The organism is Paraburkholderia diazotrophica (assembly GCF_038900755.1).
Taxonomy (GTDB): Bacteria; Pseudomonadota; Gammaproteobacteria; order Burkholderiales; family Burkholderiaceae; genus Paraburkholderia; species Paraburkholderia diazotrophica_A.
Genome location: NZ_JBBPEN010000001.1, coordinates 613,662 through 627,691 on the forward strand (window position 1 = coordinate 613,662; position 14,030 = coordinate 627,691).

Here is a 14,030-nt window from a genome sequence, read left to right on the forward strand (position 1 = left end):
TGTCCTGGGGTTTCGAGGAAATGACGTTGCTACGTTTCTGAACTCAAATGACGTACAGATCGACGTATTCATTGACGGGCATCGCTTCTAGCTTTGCCTTGTCCAGCGACACATCGAGGATCGCTTGTTGTTGCTTCGCCGGAAAGCGCCGCGCGAGGTTCGTCCTGAACTTCTCGACGAGCAGCGGGATGCCTTCGGCGCGGCGACGCTTGTGACCGATCGGATATTCGACGACCACCTCGTCGAACTTCGATCCGTCGGTGAACTCCACCGTCAGCGCATTCGCAATGGAGCGCTTGTCCGGGTCGTGATAATCCTTCGTGAATTGCGGGTCTTCGACGCATTCCATCTTGTTGCGCAGCGCGTCGATGCGCGGGTCCTGCGCGATGGCGTCTTCGTAATCGGCGGCCGTCAGGCGCCCGAAAATGAGCGGCACGGCAATCATGTACTGGATGCAGTGATCGCGGTCGGCGGGATTGTCGAGCGGCCCTTTCTTGTCGATGATGCGGATCGCCGCTTCATGCGTGCGTATCGTGATCTTCGCGACGTCTTCGATACGCTTGCCGCTCGCGATCATCTGCGCATGCAGCGCCATCGCCGCTTCGGCGGCCGTTTGCGCGTGGAATTCGGCGGGGAACGAAATCTTGAAGAGTACGTTCTCCATCACATACGAGCCGTAAGGGCGCTGGAATCTGAACGGCTGCCCTTTGAACAGCACGTCGTAGAAGCCCCACGTCTTTGCCGTCAGGACCGACGGATAGCCCATTTCACCCGTCTTCGCGATCAGCGCGAGACGCACCGCGCGCGACGTCGCATCGCCCGCTGCCCAGGACTTGCGCGAGCCTGTGTTCGGCGCATGGCGATAGGTGCGCAGCGATTGTCCATCGACGAACGCCAGCGAGACTGCGTTGATCAGCTCATCGCGCGTGAGTCCCATCAACTGGCCGACCACTGCCGTCGAAGCGAGCTTCACGAGCAGCACATGGTCGAGGCCGACCTTGTTGAACGAGTTTTCGAGCGCGATGCAGCCTTGAATTTCGTGCGCCTTGATCATCGCGACCAGGACGTCTTTCATCACGAGCGGCTTCTTGCCGTTCGCGGTTGCCGTGCGCGAGAGCCAGTCGGCCGTCGCGAGAATGCCGCCGAGATTATCGGACGGATGGCCCCATTCGGCCGCGAGCCAGGTGTCGTTGAAGTCGAGCCAGCGGATCATCGCGCCGATGTCGAAGGCGGCTTGCACGGGATCCAGCTGGAACTGCGTGCCCGGCACCTTTGCGCCGTTCGGGACGATCGTGCCCGGCACGAGCGGTCCCATCAGCTTGGTACAGGCAGGGTAGGACAGGGCCTCGAGTCCGCAGCCGAGCGTATCGATGAGGCAATTGCGCGCGGTCTCCAGCGCGAGATCGCTCTCGAGCTTTTCATTCAGCACATAGTCGACGATATCGACCAGTACTGTGTCCGGTTTTGGGCGGACGTTGGAGATCGGTGCGGACATCGAGGTTTCCTGAGCGACCCGCTTACTGGGCCTTGTTGATGGCGTTCGACTGCGTCGGAGCCGGCGAGCCTTGCACCATGGCTGCCGTCTTGCACTCGTCGGCGAGGCGCGAGCTGTCCTTGTCCGAGAACAGCATGGCCTTGGTCGGGATCACGACGAGATCCATGCCGGTTGCCGCGTCGTGGAAGCGGTCCGCACCCGTCGTCGTGGCTTCGCGCGGCAGGTTGTAGTTCTTGTTGGCCCAGTGGACGGTCACGATCTGGTCACGCTTCATGTCGCCCTTCAGGTCGAACGACAGACCTTCGTTGCACGACCACTTCTCCGAACCTTCCGGCACGGGATCGACCTTCGCTTCCTTGGCAGGGTTGGCCTTGCGCTTGAACAGGCGCTTCGGCGCCGGTGCCTTCGGCTTGGCGTGAGTCGTCGTCGATTGTGCGAACGCGCTGGGCGCCGTTACCAGCAGCGTCGAGGACAGAGCGCCAATAACGGCAGCGATCAGCAGTTTTTTCATGGGAGAGAACCTTTCTATCGAATTTCAGAGTTTAAACAGTGCGCGGCTGCAACATCGCAACCGCCGGGGGCTGCACGCACCCCGGAGCGCACAGCGGACGCTATTTTCTCCTATTTAGCGCCACGAATTTCAAATTCTCCGGACCCGTGTAATTCGCGCTCGGCCGAATGATCTTGTTGTCGATGCGTTGCTCGATGATGTGCGCGGCCCAGCCGGACGTGCGCGAAATCACGAACAGCGGCGTGAACATAGCGGTCGGCACGCCCATCATGTGATACGACACCGCGCTGAACCAGTCGAGGTTCGGGAACATCTTCTTGACGTCCCACATCACTGTTTCCAGCCGCTCGGCGATATCGAACATCTTCATGTTCGACGCTTCCTTCGACAGCTTCTTCGCCACGTCCTTGATGACCTTGTTGCGCGGATCGGAGATCGTGTAGACGGGATGCCCGAAGCCGATCACGACTTCCTTGTTGTCGACGCGGCGGCGGATGTCCGCTTCCGCTTCATCGGGCGTCTGATAGCGCGACTGGATCTCGAATGCGGCCTCGTTCGCGCCACCATGCTTCGGCCCGCGCAGCGCGCCGATCGCGCCCGTGATCGCCGAATACATATCCGAGCCCGTGCCCGCGATCACGCGGCCCGTGAACGTCGATGCGTTGAATTCGTGCTCCGCGTACAGGTTCAGCGATACGTGCATCGCGTCCACCCACGACTTCGACGGCTCCACGCCATGCAGCAGATGCAGGAAGTGGCCGCCGATCGAATCGTCGTCGGTTTCGACTTCGATCCGCTTGCCGTTGTGCGAGTAGTGATACCAGTACAGCAGCATCGAGCCGAGCGAGGCCATCAGCCGGTCGGCGATGTCGCGCGCGCCTGCTATGTTGTGATCGTCCTTCTCCGGCAGCACCGTGCCCAGCGCCGAGACGCCCGTGCGCATCACGTCCATCGGGTGCGCTGCGGCGGGAATCCATTCGAGCACGGCCTTCACGTTCGCGGGCAGGCCGCGCAACGCCTTGAGCTTCGTTTTGTACGCGGCGAGTTCGGCGACGTTCGGCAACTTGCCGTGCACCAGCAGATACGCGACCTCTTCGAATTCGCAGGCGCCCGCGATGTCGAGAATGTCGTAGCCGCGATAGTGCAGGTCGTTGCCCGTCTTGCCGACCGTGCACAGCGCGGTGTTGCCCGCCGTCACGCCCGACAGCGCGACGGATTTCTTCGGCTTGAAGCCGCTTGTCGTTTCGGGTGCAGCCGCTTGCGTCGTATCGCTCATGCCGAGGGTCTCCTTGAGGTGCCGCTTGCGTTAGTTGTCTTGCCCGTTTTTCTGCGCGCTCTGGCTGAACAGCGCGTCGAGCTTCTGCTCGTATGCGTGATAGCCGATGCGGTCGTACAGTTCGGCCCGCGTCTGCATCGTCTCGACGACGGCCTTTTGCGTGCCGTCGCGGCGAATGGCCGTGTAAACGTTTTCGGCTGCCTTGTTCATCGCGCGGAACGCCGACAGCGGATACAGCACTAGCGACACGTCCGCGCCGCGCAGTTCTTCGACAGTAAAGAGCGGCGTCGCCCCGAATTCGGTGATGTTGGCGAGGATGGGCACTTTCACGGCCTGCGCGAACTGCCTGTACATGCCGAGCTCCGTCATCGCTTCGGGGAAGATCATGTCCGCGCCCGCTTCGACGCATGCCGCCGCGCGGTCGATGGCCGACTGCAAGCCTTCGACGGCGAGCGCATCCGTGCGCGCCATGATGACGAAGTTCGATTCAGTGCGCGCGTCGACGGCTGCCTTGATGCGGTCGACCATTTCCGCCTGCGACACGATCGCCTTGCCGGGGCGGTGTCCGCAGCGTTTCGCGCCGACCTGGTCTTCGATGTGCATCGCACCTGCACCCGCTTTCGTCAGCGCCTTCACGGTGCGCGCGATGTTGAACGCCGACGGGCCGAAGCCCGTATCGACATCGACGAGCAGCGGCAGATCGCACACGTCGGTGATGCGGCGCACGTCGGTCAATACGTCGTCGAGCGTCGATATGCCGAGATCGGGCAAGCCGAGCGAGCCGGCCGCGACGCCGCCGCCCGATACGTAGATCGCCTTGAAGCCCGCGCGTTGCGCGAGCAGCGCGTGATTCGCGTTGATCGTGCCGACGACCTGCAGCGGCTTTTCGGCGGCGACGGCCGCGCGAAACGCGGCGCCCGCGGACGTGTGTGCGGTCGTGCTCATGATGCGGACTCCTTCGTCGAGGGCGTGTCGTTGGGCCCGAAAAGCGGCGTGGCTTCGGCGGGTAGTGCGCGGCCCGTCGAGCGGGCGCGGCGCAGCACCGACCAGTAATAGCGATAGCTCGCGCGATCGTGCAGCGAGTCGCGATGGCGCGTCGGGCCCCATTGCGCCGATTGCGCGGCGAGCAGGATGTCCGTCGCCGTCGCGATTTCTTCGTCGCGCGGCGCAAAGGCCGACACGATCGCGGGAATCTGCGCTGGGTGGATGCTCCACATGCGCGTGTAGCCGAATTCGTTGCGCGCGCGCAGCGCATCGTTCGCGACGACGTCCATGTCGCGCACTTCCGTCGATACGTTGTGCGACGGCACTTTGCCATGCGCGTGACAAGCCGCCGAAATCTCGAGCTTCGCGCGCCGCACGAGGGGATGATCGAACTGGCCCGGCGAGCGCATCGCACTATCGGGAATCGCGCCGTCGTGCGCGGACACGAAGTCCATCAGGCCGAAGCTTAGCGCCTCGACGCCCGGCAGCGCGGCGAGATCGAACACGCGCGCGAGCGCGCCGTGCGTTTCGATCAGCAGATGGACGGGGACAGGCTTCGCGATGCCGAGTTCGCGCCGTGTGGCCTCGATGAATGCGCACATTTCGGCGGCATCGGGCACGTTGCGGACTTTCGGCAGCGTGATGTAGGCAGGGGCGCGCCTGGCGGCGCGCAAGATGAGGCGCACGTCGTCGCGCCAGTGCGAGTGGTTGAAATCGTGAATGCGCACGCCGACGCGGAGGAACCGGTCGTGCTCGCTGCCGACGAGCGACGCGACAAGTTCGGCATGCTCCGCCTCGCGGCCCACTTGCGCGCCGTCTTCGCAATCGAGCGTGACATCGAAGACGGGCCCGAGCTGCTGCTGCAACGCGAGCGATTTGAGCATCAGCTTTTCGCTGCCCGCGTAGTGATCGCAGGCAGGCAGCACAGCAGGCGGCGCTTCGCCGTCAAACAGGACTTCCGCGGGAGTCAGTGCGCGCATTGTCGGCGTCGGGAGCGTGTTTGAAAATTCCGATTCGGGCGCGTTCTGTCCGTTTTCGGCCCGCGTCGAAGCAAGTCGCGCGAAGCGAGTCGAACAGGCTGTTGAATCAAAACGCGTTCGGATCAGTTGCGATCTGCTGCATGCCGTCTGCCGCGCAGAGCATCATGCAAGAGATCGCACGTAAAAAACCGGAACCCGTCGCGCTGCAACGGAGTCCCGGTTCGTGTCTGCATCGGGCGATTAGCCGAGCAGGTGCTGAACGCCGTCGCGCTCTTCGAGCAGCTCGTTCAGCGTGTTGTCCATCTTCTCGCGCGAGAACGCGTCGATCGACAGGCCTTCGACACGCTTGTATTCGCCGTTTTCGCACGTCACGGGCACGCCGTAGATGATGTCTTCGGGGATGCCATACGAGCCGTCCGACGGAATGCCCATCGTCACCCACTTGCCGTTCGTGCCGAGCACCCAGTCACGCACGTGGTCGATTGCAGCATTGGCTGCCGAAGCCGCCGACGACAGGCCGCGTGCTTCGATGATCGCCGCGCCGCGCTTGCCGACCGTCGGGATGAACGTGTTGCGGTTCCATTCGTCGTCGTTGATCAGCTTCGTCAGGTCCTGGCCTTCTGCCGTTGCGACGCGGAAGTCCGGGTACATCGTCGGCGAGTGGTTGCCCCACACCGCGAGCTTTTCGATCGACGAAACGGGCTTGCCCGACTTCGCGGCCAGTTGCGACAGCGCGCGGTTGTGGTCGAGGCGCAGCATGGCCGTGAAGTTCTTCTTCGGCAGATCGGGTGCCGACTTCATCGCGATGTACGCGTTCGTGTTCGCCGGATTGCCGACGACCAGCACCTTCACATCGCGGCTTGCGACTTCGTTCAGCGCCTTGCCCTGAACCGTGAAGATTTCGGCGTTTGCCGACAGCAGGTCTTTACGCTCCATGCCTTTCGAACGCGGACGCGCGCCGACCAGCAGTGCGACGTCCGCATCCTTGAATGCGACCTTGGGATCGTCAGTCACCACGACACCCGCGAGCAGCGGGAACGCGCAGTCTTCGAGTTCCATCACGACGCCTTTGACGGCGGCTTGCGCTTGCGGCAGGTCCAGCAACTGCAGGATGACCGGCTGGTCCTTGCCGAGCATGTCGCCATTGGCGATACGGAACAGCAGGGAGTAACCGATTTGACCTGCGGCGCCAGTGACGGCAACGCGCTTTGCGGGCTTAGCCATTGAGAAATCTCCAGGACGATGCGTTGAACGCTAGGGAAAACGCCATTCTATATGCGCGTTACGCGAAGCGTGGTTTAAGCACGGCAAATTCGCTGCGCGAGCCTTGCGGGCGCTCACGAGAAGGCCAGAAGGCGCGCCGCCGGCGAAACCGCCATGCCGGATAATCGGTGCTGCCGAGCGCGGGGAACGGGGGATGCTGACGAGGCTCGCCTCGCGGCGATGCCGCGCGTGGCCGCTGCATGGCGCGGGCTCCTGCAAACAGCGCGTTTCGGCGGACATTGACGGCGCAAGCCGGGCAATGCAGGGCGAAGCGAAACCTGGACTGCGTGAGGGAACGGCGTGATGCAGGGTGGCCTTCAGCGCATCACGCCGTTGACACAAAGCGGTGTCAAAAATGCGTGGCACTACCCGCAAACCCTTGCTCGACAAGGAGTGTAGGATTCGGGAGGCACAAAGTCAACAGTATCTTATGTCTTATATAAGACATAATTATTGCGGTAAAAAATCTGGACGGCGCGAGGCGCTTTGTGTTGAAATGCGCGCATGAATTCGAACCAGGCCAGCACAGCAAACCCTCCCGGCGCGTCCGGCGCGGGTGACGCCGCGCCTGTCTCCACGCCGGCTCCATCGCCGACCTTCAGTCCTCTTTATCAGCAGATCAAGGCGCTCATCACGCAGAGTCTCGAGTCGGGCGAATGGAAGCCCGGCGAGATCATTCCTAGTGAAGTCGAGCTGGCCGCGCGTTACAAGGTCAGCCAGGGCACCGTGCGCAAGGCGATCGACGAACTCGCCGCCGACAATCTGCTGGTGCGCCGCCAGGGCAAAGGCACGTTTGTTGCCACGCACAACGAAGACCGCGCCCAATTCCGCTTCCTGCGCCTTCTCGCCGACGACGGCGCCGAGCATCCGCATATCAGCCGGCTGCTCGAATGCCGCCGGCTGCGCGCGTCGGCGGAGATTGCGCGGCAACTGGATCTGAAGCCGGCCGATCCCGTCGTGCTGATCAAGCGCCTCCTGACCTTCGACGGCGAAGACACCGTTCTCGACGAGATCTGGCTGCCGGGTGGCGTGTTCCGCGGGCTGACGCTCGAGCGCCTGTCGGAGTACAAGGGGCCGCTCTATGCGATGTTCGAAACGGAGTTCGGCACGCGAATGATCCGCGCATCGGAGAAGATTCGCGCGGTTGCAGCGGACCCGGCCGTTGCAGATCTGCTGCATGTGCCGACGGGATTTCCGCTGTTATCCGTGGAGCGCGTGTCCTATACCTATGGGGATCGTCCCGTCGAAGTTCGACGAGGATGGTATGTCACAACCGGGTATTACTATCAGAACGACTTGAGTTGAGAGAAGCAGCTTTGCCGTGGGCTTGCGGCGAGGCTTGCCTGTGCCTTTACATGCGCGTGGCGTAACGCTGTCTTGTGCGGGGTTTCGCTGCAGCGCGAAATAAAAAGGCGCTAAAATCGCGGATTAGTGTGACTACATAGTAGGGGTCTAGCATGGCTGAAGCCGTAAAAAAACCGAGGCCGGAATTCCGGAACATCGGTATCGGGCAGATATTGACGGCATACCGTCTTCCTCTCGCGGGGCGCGTGTCGATTCTTCACCGTGTAAGCGGTGGACTGCTCTTCATCTTCCTTCCGTTCCTGCTGTACCTCTTCGATCAGAGTCTCACATCCGAACTCAGTTTCGAAGTTTTCAAGGGCTTCCTGTCCAACATCATCGTCAAGCTCATTACGCTGGTTCTCGCGTGGGCCTTCCTGTTCCACTTCTGCGCCGGCGTCCGTCACCTGTTGATGGACATGAACCATGACGCAGTGTCGAAGGAACGCGGCAAGAATACGTCGATCGTCGTGTTCATCGTGTCGTCGCTATTGACGATCGCATTCGCGCTCAAACTGTTCGGAGCATTCTAAAAAAATGTCAGCTAATAACCGTGTTGGCTCGAAGCGCCTCGTCGTCGGCGCTCACTACGGTCTGCGCGACTGGCTCGCACAGCGCATCACGGCCGTCATCATGGCCGTCTACACCATCATTCTGCTGTGCTGGTTCTTCGGCGCGCAGGCATTCTCTTACGACGGCTGGGCCGCGATCTTCGCTACGCAGTGGATGAAGCTCGCCACCTTCGTCACGCTGCTGTCGCTGTTCTATCACGCCTGGGTCGGCGTGCGCGACATCTGGATGGACTACGTCAAGCCCGTTGGCACGCGCCTTCTGCTTCAAGCGTTGACGATCGTCTGGCTGCTCGCTTGCGCGGGCTACGCTGCGCAGATTCTCTGGAGAGTGTAAAAGAATGGCTGCAATCAAGAATTCTCTGCCGCGTCGCCGCTTCGACGTGGTCATCGTCGGCGCGGGCGGCTCCGGAATGCGCGCGTCGCTGCAACTCGCGCGCGCGGGCCTGTCGGTCTGCGTGCTGTCGAAAGTCTTCCCGACGCGCTCGCACACGGTCGCTGCTCAAGGCGGCATCGGCGCATCGCTCGGCAACATGAGCGAAGACAACTGGCACTATCACTTCTACGACACGATCAAGGGTTCCGACTGGCTCGGCGACCAGGACGCGATCGAGTTCATGTGCCGTGAAGCGCCGAACGCCGTGTATGAACTGGAACACTTCGGCATGCCGTTCGATCGCAACGCGGACGGCACGATCTATCAGCGCCCGTTCGGCGGCCACACGGCGAACTACGGCGAAAAGCCCGTGCAACGCGCCTGCGCGGCGGCTGACCGTACCGGCCACGCGCTGCTGCACACGCTGTATCAGCAGAACGTCGAAGCCAAGACGACGTTCTTCGTCGAATGGATGGCGCTGGACCTGATCCGCGACGCCGACGGCGACGTGCTGGGCGTGACCGCACTCGAAATGGAAACGGGCGACGTCTACATCCTCGAAGGCAAGACCACGCTGTTCGCCACGGGCGGCGCGGGCCGCATCTTCGCGGCATCGACGAACGCGTTCATCAACACGGGTGACGGCCTCGGCATGGCGGCCCGCTCGGGCATCGCGCTGCAGGACATGGAGTTCTGGCAGTTCCACCCGACGGGCGTGGCAGGCGCTGGCGTGCTGATCACGGAAGGCGTGCGCGGCGAAGGCGGCATTCTGCGCAACTCGAACGGCGAGCGCTTCATGGAGCGCTACGCGCCGACGCTGAAAGATTTGGCGCCGCGCGACTTCGTTTCGCGTTCGATGGACCAGGAAATCAAGGAAGGCCGCGGCGTCGGTCCGAACAAGGACCACGTCTTGCTCGATCTGTCGCACATCGGCGCCGAGACGATCATGAAGCGTCTGCCGTCGATCCGCGAAATCGCGCTGAAGTTCGCGAACGTCGACTGCATCAAGGAGCCGATCCCCGTCGTGCCGACCATCCATTACCAGATGGGCGGCATTCCGACGAACATCCACGGCCAGGTCGTGGGTACGTCGAAGGGTCACGAAGAGCCCGTCAACGGTTTCTATGCCGTCGGCGAATGCTCGTGCGTGTCGGTCCACGGCGCGAACCGCCTGGGCACGAACTCGCTGCTCGACCTCGTCGTGTTCGGCCGCGCCGCCGGCAACCACATCGTCAAGCATGTGAAGGAAATCAAGGAACACAAGCCGCTGCCGGCCGACGCTGCCGACTTCGCGCTGTCGCGTCTCGCGAAGCTCGACAACTCCAGCTCCGGTGAATACGCGCAGGTAGTCGCGGGCGACATTCGCTCGACGATGCAGGCGCACGCAGGCGTGTTCCGCACGTCGAAGCTGCTGGCTGAAGGCGTGGAAAAGATGAAGGAACTGAAGGAACGCGCGGCTCACGTCCATCTGAAGGACAAGTCGAAGGTGTTCAACACCGCGCGCATCGAAGCGCTCGAAGTGGAGAACCTGATCGAAGTGGCGCGCGCGACGATGGTGTCGGCGGAGGCTCGCAAGGAAAGCCGCGGCGCGCACGCGCAGAGCGACTTCGAACATCGCGACGACGAAAACTGGCTGCGCCATACGCTGTGGTTCAGCGAAGGCGATCGCCTCGACTACAAGCCGGTTCACATGCAGCCGCTGACCGTCGAATCGGTGCCGCCGAAAGCGCGTACCTTCTAAGGCACATCAAAGGATCTGAGAAATGGCCAAGCGTACTTTTGAAATCTATCGCTACGACCCGGACAAGGACGCCGCGCCGCGCATGCAGACGTACGAGATCGAAATCGACTCGCACGAGCGCATGCTGCTGGACGCGCTCGTCAAGCTGAAGGCACTGGACGAAACGCTGTCGTTCCGCCGTTCATGCCGCGAAGGCGTGTGCGGTTCGGACGCGATGAACATCAACGGCAAGAACGGTCTTGCCTGCCTGACGAACCTGAACGACCTGCCGCAGAAGATCGTGCTGCGTCCGCTGCCGGGCCTGCCCGTCGTGCGCGACCTGATCTGCGACTTCACGCAGTTCTTCAACCAGTATCACTCGATCAAGCCGTACCTGATCAACGATACGCCGCCGCCGGAAAAGGAACGTCTGCAGTCGCCGGAAGAACGCGACGAGCTCGACGGCCTGTACGAGTGCATCCTGTGCGCCAGCTGCTCGACGTCGTGCCCGAGCTTCTGGTGGAACCCGGACAAGTTCGTCGGCCCGGCGGGCCTGCTGCAAGCCTATCGCTTCATCGCGGACAGCCGCGACCAGGCGACGGGCGAGCGTCTCGACAACCTGGAAGATCCGTACCGTCTGTTCCGTTGCCATACGATCATGAACTGCGTCGACGTGTGCCCGAAGGGCCTCAATCCGACGAAGGCGATCGGCAAGATCAAGGAATTGATGGTTCGCCGCGCTGTCTGAGATGGACGGATCATCGCATCAGTCCGACCCTCTACGCCGCGCGCGTCTCCGCTGGCGCGCGCGGCGCGGCCTGCTGGAAAACGATCTGATCTTCGAGCGTTTTTTCAGCCGATATGAGCATGACCTCAGTGATGCGGACGTGGGCGCGCTCACGCGCCTGCTCGAACTGAGCGATAACGACCTGATGGACTTGCTTCTCGCACGCAAGGAACCGGAAGGCGACCTCGCCGACGCCGACGTCGCGCGGGTGCTGGAGATGCTGCGCACTGTGTGAGCGTCACAGGTGCGCAGGTAAGTTTGATCCAGGCGTGCAATTATCGAAACCCTGTTTCCATACTTTCGATTGAGGATGTGCTATGACCCCGTCAGATGTTAAAGCCACGCTATCGTTCAGCGACAACTCGCCGAGCGTTGAAATGCCGATTTACAAGGGTTCGATGGGCCCGGACGTGATCGACATCCGTAAGCTGTACGGTCAAACCGGCAAGTTCACGTACGATCCGGGCTTCATGTCGACGGCGTCGTGCAACTCGGCGATCACCTACATCGACGGCGACAAGGGCGAGCTGCTGTATCGCGGCTTCCCGATCGACAATCTCGCGCAAAACGCCGACTTCCTCGAAACGTGCTACCTGCTGCTGAAGGGCGATCTGCCGAACCAGGCGCAGAAGGACGAGTTCGTGAAGACGGTCACGAACCACACGATGGTTCACGAGCAGATGCAGTTCTTCTTCCGCGGTTTCCGCCGCGACGCGCATCCGATGGCGATTCTCGTCGCCGCAGTTGGCGCGCTGTCGGCGTTCTACCACGACTCGCTCGACATCAATAACCCGCGCCACCGCGACGTCTCCGCGATCCGCATGATCGCCAAGCTGCCGACGCTGGTCGCGATGGCGTACAAGTACTCGATCGGCCAGCCGTTCGTGTATCCGCAGAACAATCTGTCGTACAGCGCGAACTTCATGCGCATGATGTTCTCGAACCCGTGCGAAGAGTACAAGGTTAATGAAGTGCTGGTCCGCGCGCTGGACCGCATCCTGATCCTGCACGCAGACCACGAGCAGAACGCGTCGACATCGACGGTGCGTCTGTCGGGTTCGTCGGGCGCGAATCCGTTCGCGTGTATCGCAGCCGGTATCGCATGTCTGTGGGGCCCGGCGCACGGCGGTGCGAACGAAGCCGCGCTGAACATGCTGGAAGAGATCGGCTCGGTCGACAACATTCCTGAGTTCATCAAGCAGGTGAAGGACAAGAACTCGGGCGTGAAACTGATGGGCTTCGGCCACCGCGTGTACAAGAACTACGATCCGCGCGCGAAGCTGATGCGCGAAACGTGCCACGAAGTGCTGAACGAACTGGGCCTGCACGACGACCCGCTGTTCAAGCTCGCGATGGCACTCGAAAAGATCGCGCTGGAAGACGAGTACTTCGTGTCGCGCAAGCTGTACCCGAACGTCGATTTCTACTCGGGCATCGTGCAGCGCGCGCTGGGCATCCCGACGTCGATGTTCACGTGCATCTTCGCGATGGCACGTACCGTCGGCTGGATCGCGCAGTGGAACGAAATGATCGCCGATCCCGAACAGAAGATCGGCCGTCCGCGTCAGCTCTTCATCGGCGAAACGCCGCGCGAAGCAAAGCCGATCGCTCAGCGCTAAACAACGGGCGCTATAGCGCCTCGAGCACGCGTCGAATGCATCGACGAAACACCCCGACGGTTCGCCGTTGGGGTGTTTTATTTTGTGCGCGCCGTTCGCTTGCGCCGGCCGGTTTGCTCCAGCGACGGCGGGCGCACGTCGAGCGGGGGCTGCGGCGTGCCGGCGGGTGCATGTCCGTGCGTTTCGAAGAACTGGCGCCACGCGCTCGGCGTCATGCCGCGCGTCGCGAGGAACTGCCGGTTGAAGTTGGCGAGATTCGGAATGCCCGCTTTCGTCGCGATCACGGAAACGGGCCACGTCGTCGCTGTCAGTTGACGCGACGCGTAACCGATGCGCACGCGGCTCAGATAGCGTCCCACGCTTTCGCCGACGTGCCGCATGAAATGGCGATGCAGCGAGCGCTCGGAAAGATGCGCGACCGCACACAGATCGGCGATACGCAGCGGCTCGCCGAAGCGCCTGTCGATGAGATCGAGCACACGGTTCAGGCGCTCGGCCTCGGAAGCCATCTCGTCGGGCTTGCCCGCGTGCGCCGACGGCGACGCGAGCGGCTGCGCGCCGGCATCGGCGAGCCGGGCGAGGATGTCGAGCACGGCGGAAAGGCGCGTGCGCGGTTCCGCATCGAGCAGCGCATCGACTTGCCCGCGCATCATGGCCGTTGCGGCCGGATCGAAATGCAGGCCCGGCGCGGCGCGGCGCAACAGCCTGGAAAGCGGCGCAAACTCGGGGCAGCAGTCGGCCACGCGCCGCGCCCAATCGCCGCTGAACCACACGACGATCGCCACCTGCGGACGCGCCGCATCGACGGGCGCCGTCGACGCCCACGTGTGCGGCATGTCGGGCGGCACGAGCACGAGATCGTCGGCGGCATAGTCGTCGACGTGATCGCCGATAAAGCGGCGGCCCCGGCTGTTCAGCGTGAGCGTGAGTTCGTATTCCGGATGGTGATGCCATTCGAACGGAATCTGCGCGAGCCGCCGGTGATAGACGCGCACCGAGCAGCCGTCGGGAATCGTCACGCGTTCGTATTGCGGCTTCATCGGCGGCTCCTGGCTATGGTCGCTCGCGCGGTACGGTGGCGTTGGCTACGTGTCCGGATTGTATCGATA

The 14,030-nt window shown here is 62.5% G+C and carries 14 protein-coding genes; 7 read left to right on the forward strand and 7 right to left on the reverse strand.

What is annotated here, in order from left to right; all coding sequences use genetic code 11:
* Window positions 1-43: 43 nt before the first annotated feature.
* The 6 genes from AABE10_RS02920 to AABE10_RS02945 all read right to left on the reverse strand — a co-directional run bounded on the left by AABE10_RS02920 (window position 44) and on the right by AABE10_RS02945 (window position 6,470).
* Window positions 44-1,495 carry a bifunctional 2-methylcitrate dehydratase/aconitate hydratase gene (locus AABE10_RS02920; RefSeq protein ID WP_342931780.1) on the reverse strand — a complete coding sequence of 484 codons (1,452 nt, stop codon included), beginning with the start codon at window positions 1,493-1,495 and terminating at the stop codon, window positions 44-46.
* 22 nt (window positions 1,496-1,517) lie between these two features.
* Window positions 1,518-2,006 carry a hypothetical protein gene (locus AABE10_RS02925; RefSeq protein ID WP_342931781.1) on the reverse strand — a complete coding sequence of 163 codons (489 nt, stop codon included), beginning with the start codon at window positions 2,004-2,006 and terminating at the stop codon, window positions 1,518-1,520.
* A gap of 100 nt (window positions 2,007-2,106) precedes the next feature.
* Window positions 2,107-3,282 carry a bifunctional 2-methylcitrate synthase/citrate synthase gene (gene prpC, locus AABE10_RS02930; protein WP_342931782.1) on the reverse strand — a complete coding sequence of 392 codons (1,176 nt, stop codon included), beginning with the start codon at window positions 3,280-3,282 and terminating at the stop codon, window positions 2,107-2,109.
* Between the two features lie 30 nt (window positions 3,283-3,312).
* On the reverse strand, window positions 3,313-4,227 hold the full coding sequence (prpB, locus tag AABE10_RS02935; protein WP_342931783.1) for a methylisocitrate lyase: 915 nt from the start codon (window positions 4,225-4,227) through the stop codon (window positions 3,313-3,315).
* Window positions 4,224-5,246: an HpcH/HpaI aldolase/citrate lyase family protein gene (locus tag AABE10_RS02940; RefSeq protein ID WP_342931784.1), complete on the reverse strand. Its 1,023-nt coding sequence runs from the start codon at window positions 5,244-5,246 to the stop codon at window positions 4,224-4,226. Before AABE10_RS02940 ends, prpB begins: the two co-directional genes overlap by 4 nt.
* 240 nt (window positions 5,247-5,486) lie before the next feature.
* Complete coding sequence (locus AABE10_RS02945; RefSeq protein WP_342931785.1) at window positions 5,487-6,470, reverse strand: malate dehydrogenase; 984 nt, start codon at window positions 6,468-6,470, stop codon at window positions 5,487-5,489.
* 543 nt (window positions 6,471-7,013) lie between these two features.
* Between AABE10_RS02945 and AABE10_RS02950 the strand changes: the two genes are divergently transcribed.
* The 7 genes from AABE10_RS02950 to gltA all read left to right on the forward strand — a co-directional run bounded on the left by AABE10_RS02950 (window position 7,014) and on the right by gltA (window position 12,921).
* Window positions 7,014-7,814 (forward strand): GntR family transcriptional regulator, encoded by an 801-nt coding sequence (locus AABE10_RS02950; protein WP_087735664.1) that lies wholly within the window; start codon window positions 7,014-7,016, stop codon window positions 7,812-7,814.
* Between the two features lie 152 nt (window positions 7,815-7,966).
* Window positions 7,967-8,383 (forward strand): succinate dehydrogenase, cytochrome b556 subunit, encoded by a 417-nt coding sequence (gene sdhC / locus AABE10_RS02955; RefSeq protein WP_342931786.1) that lies wholly within the window; start codon window positions 7,967-7,969, stop codon window positions 8,381-8,383.
* Window positions 8,384-8,387: 4 nt separating this feature from the next.
* Window positions 8,388-8,756 carry a succinate dehydrogenase, hydrophobic membrane anchor protein gene (sdhD, locus tag AABE10_RS02960; protein ID WP_342931787.1) on the forward strand — a complete coding sequence of 123 codons (369 nt, stop codon included), beginning with the start codon at window positions 8,388-8,390 and terminating at the stop codon, window positions 8,754-8,756.
* Between the two features lie 4 nt (window positions 8,757-8,760).
* On the forward strand, window positions 8,761-10,536 hold the full coding sequence (gene sdhA / locus AABE10_RS02965) for a succinate dehydrogenase flavoprotein subunit (protein ID WP_342931788.1): 1,776 nt from the start codon (window positions 8,761-8,763) through the stop codon (window positions 10,534-10,536).
* A gap of 22 nt (window positions 10,537-10,558) precedes the next feature.
* The gene (locus AABE10_RS02970) at window positions 10,559-11,263 is read left to right on the forward strand and encodes a succinate dehydrogenase iron-sulfur subunit (RefSeq protein WP_008924387.1); all 705 of its coding nucleotides are present in this window, start codon (window positions 10,559-10,561) and stop codon (window positions 11,261-11,263) included.
* Between the two features lies 1 nt (window position 11,264).
* Complete coding sequence (locus tag AABE10_RS02975; RefSeq protein ID WP_090871098.1) at window positions 11,265-11,537, forward strand: succinate dehydrogenase assembly factor 2; 273 nt, start codon at window positions 11,265-11,267, stop codon at window positions 11,535-11,537.
* Window positions 11,538-11,619: 82 nt separating this feature from the next.
* Window positions 11,620-12,921, forward strand: coding sequence for a citrate synthase (gltA, locus tag AABE10_RS02980; RefSeq protein WP_342931789.1), 1,302 nt, complete (start codon window positions 11,620-11,622; stop codon window positions 12,919-12,921).
* Between the two features lie 77 nt (window positions 12,922-12,998).
* On the opposite strand, the gene AABE10_RS02985 is transcribed toward gltA, so the two are convergent.
* Window positions 12,999-13,961, reverse strand: a complete 963-nt coding sequence (locus AABE10_RS02985) for an AraC family transcriptional regulator (RefSeq protein ID WP_342931790.1) — start codon at window positions 13,959-13,961, stop codon at window positions 12,999-13,001.
* Between the last annotated feature and the right edge of the window lie 69 nt (window positions 13,962-14,030).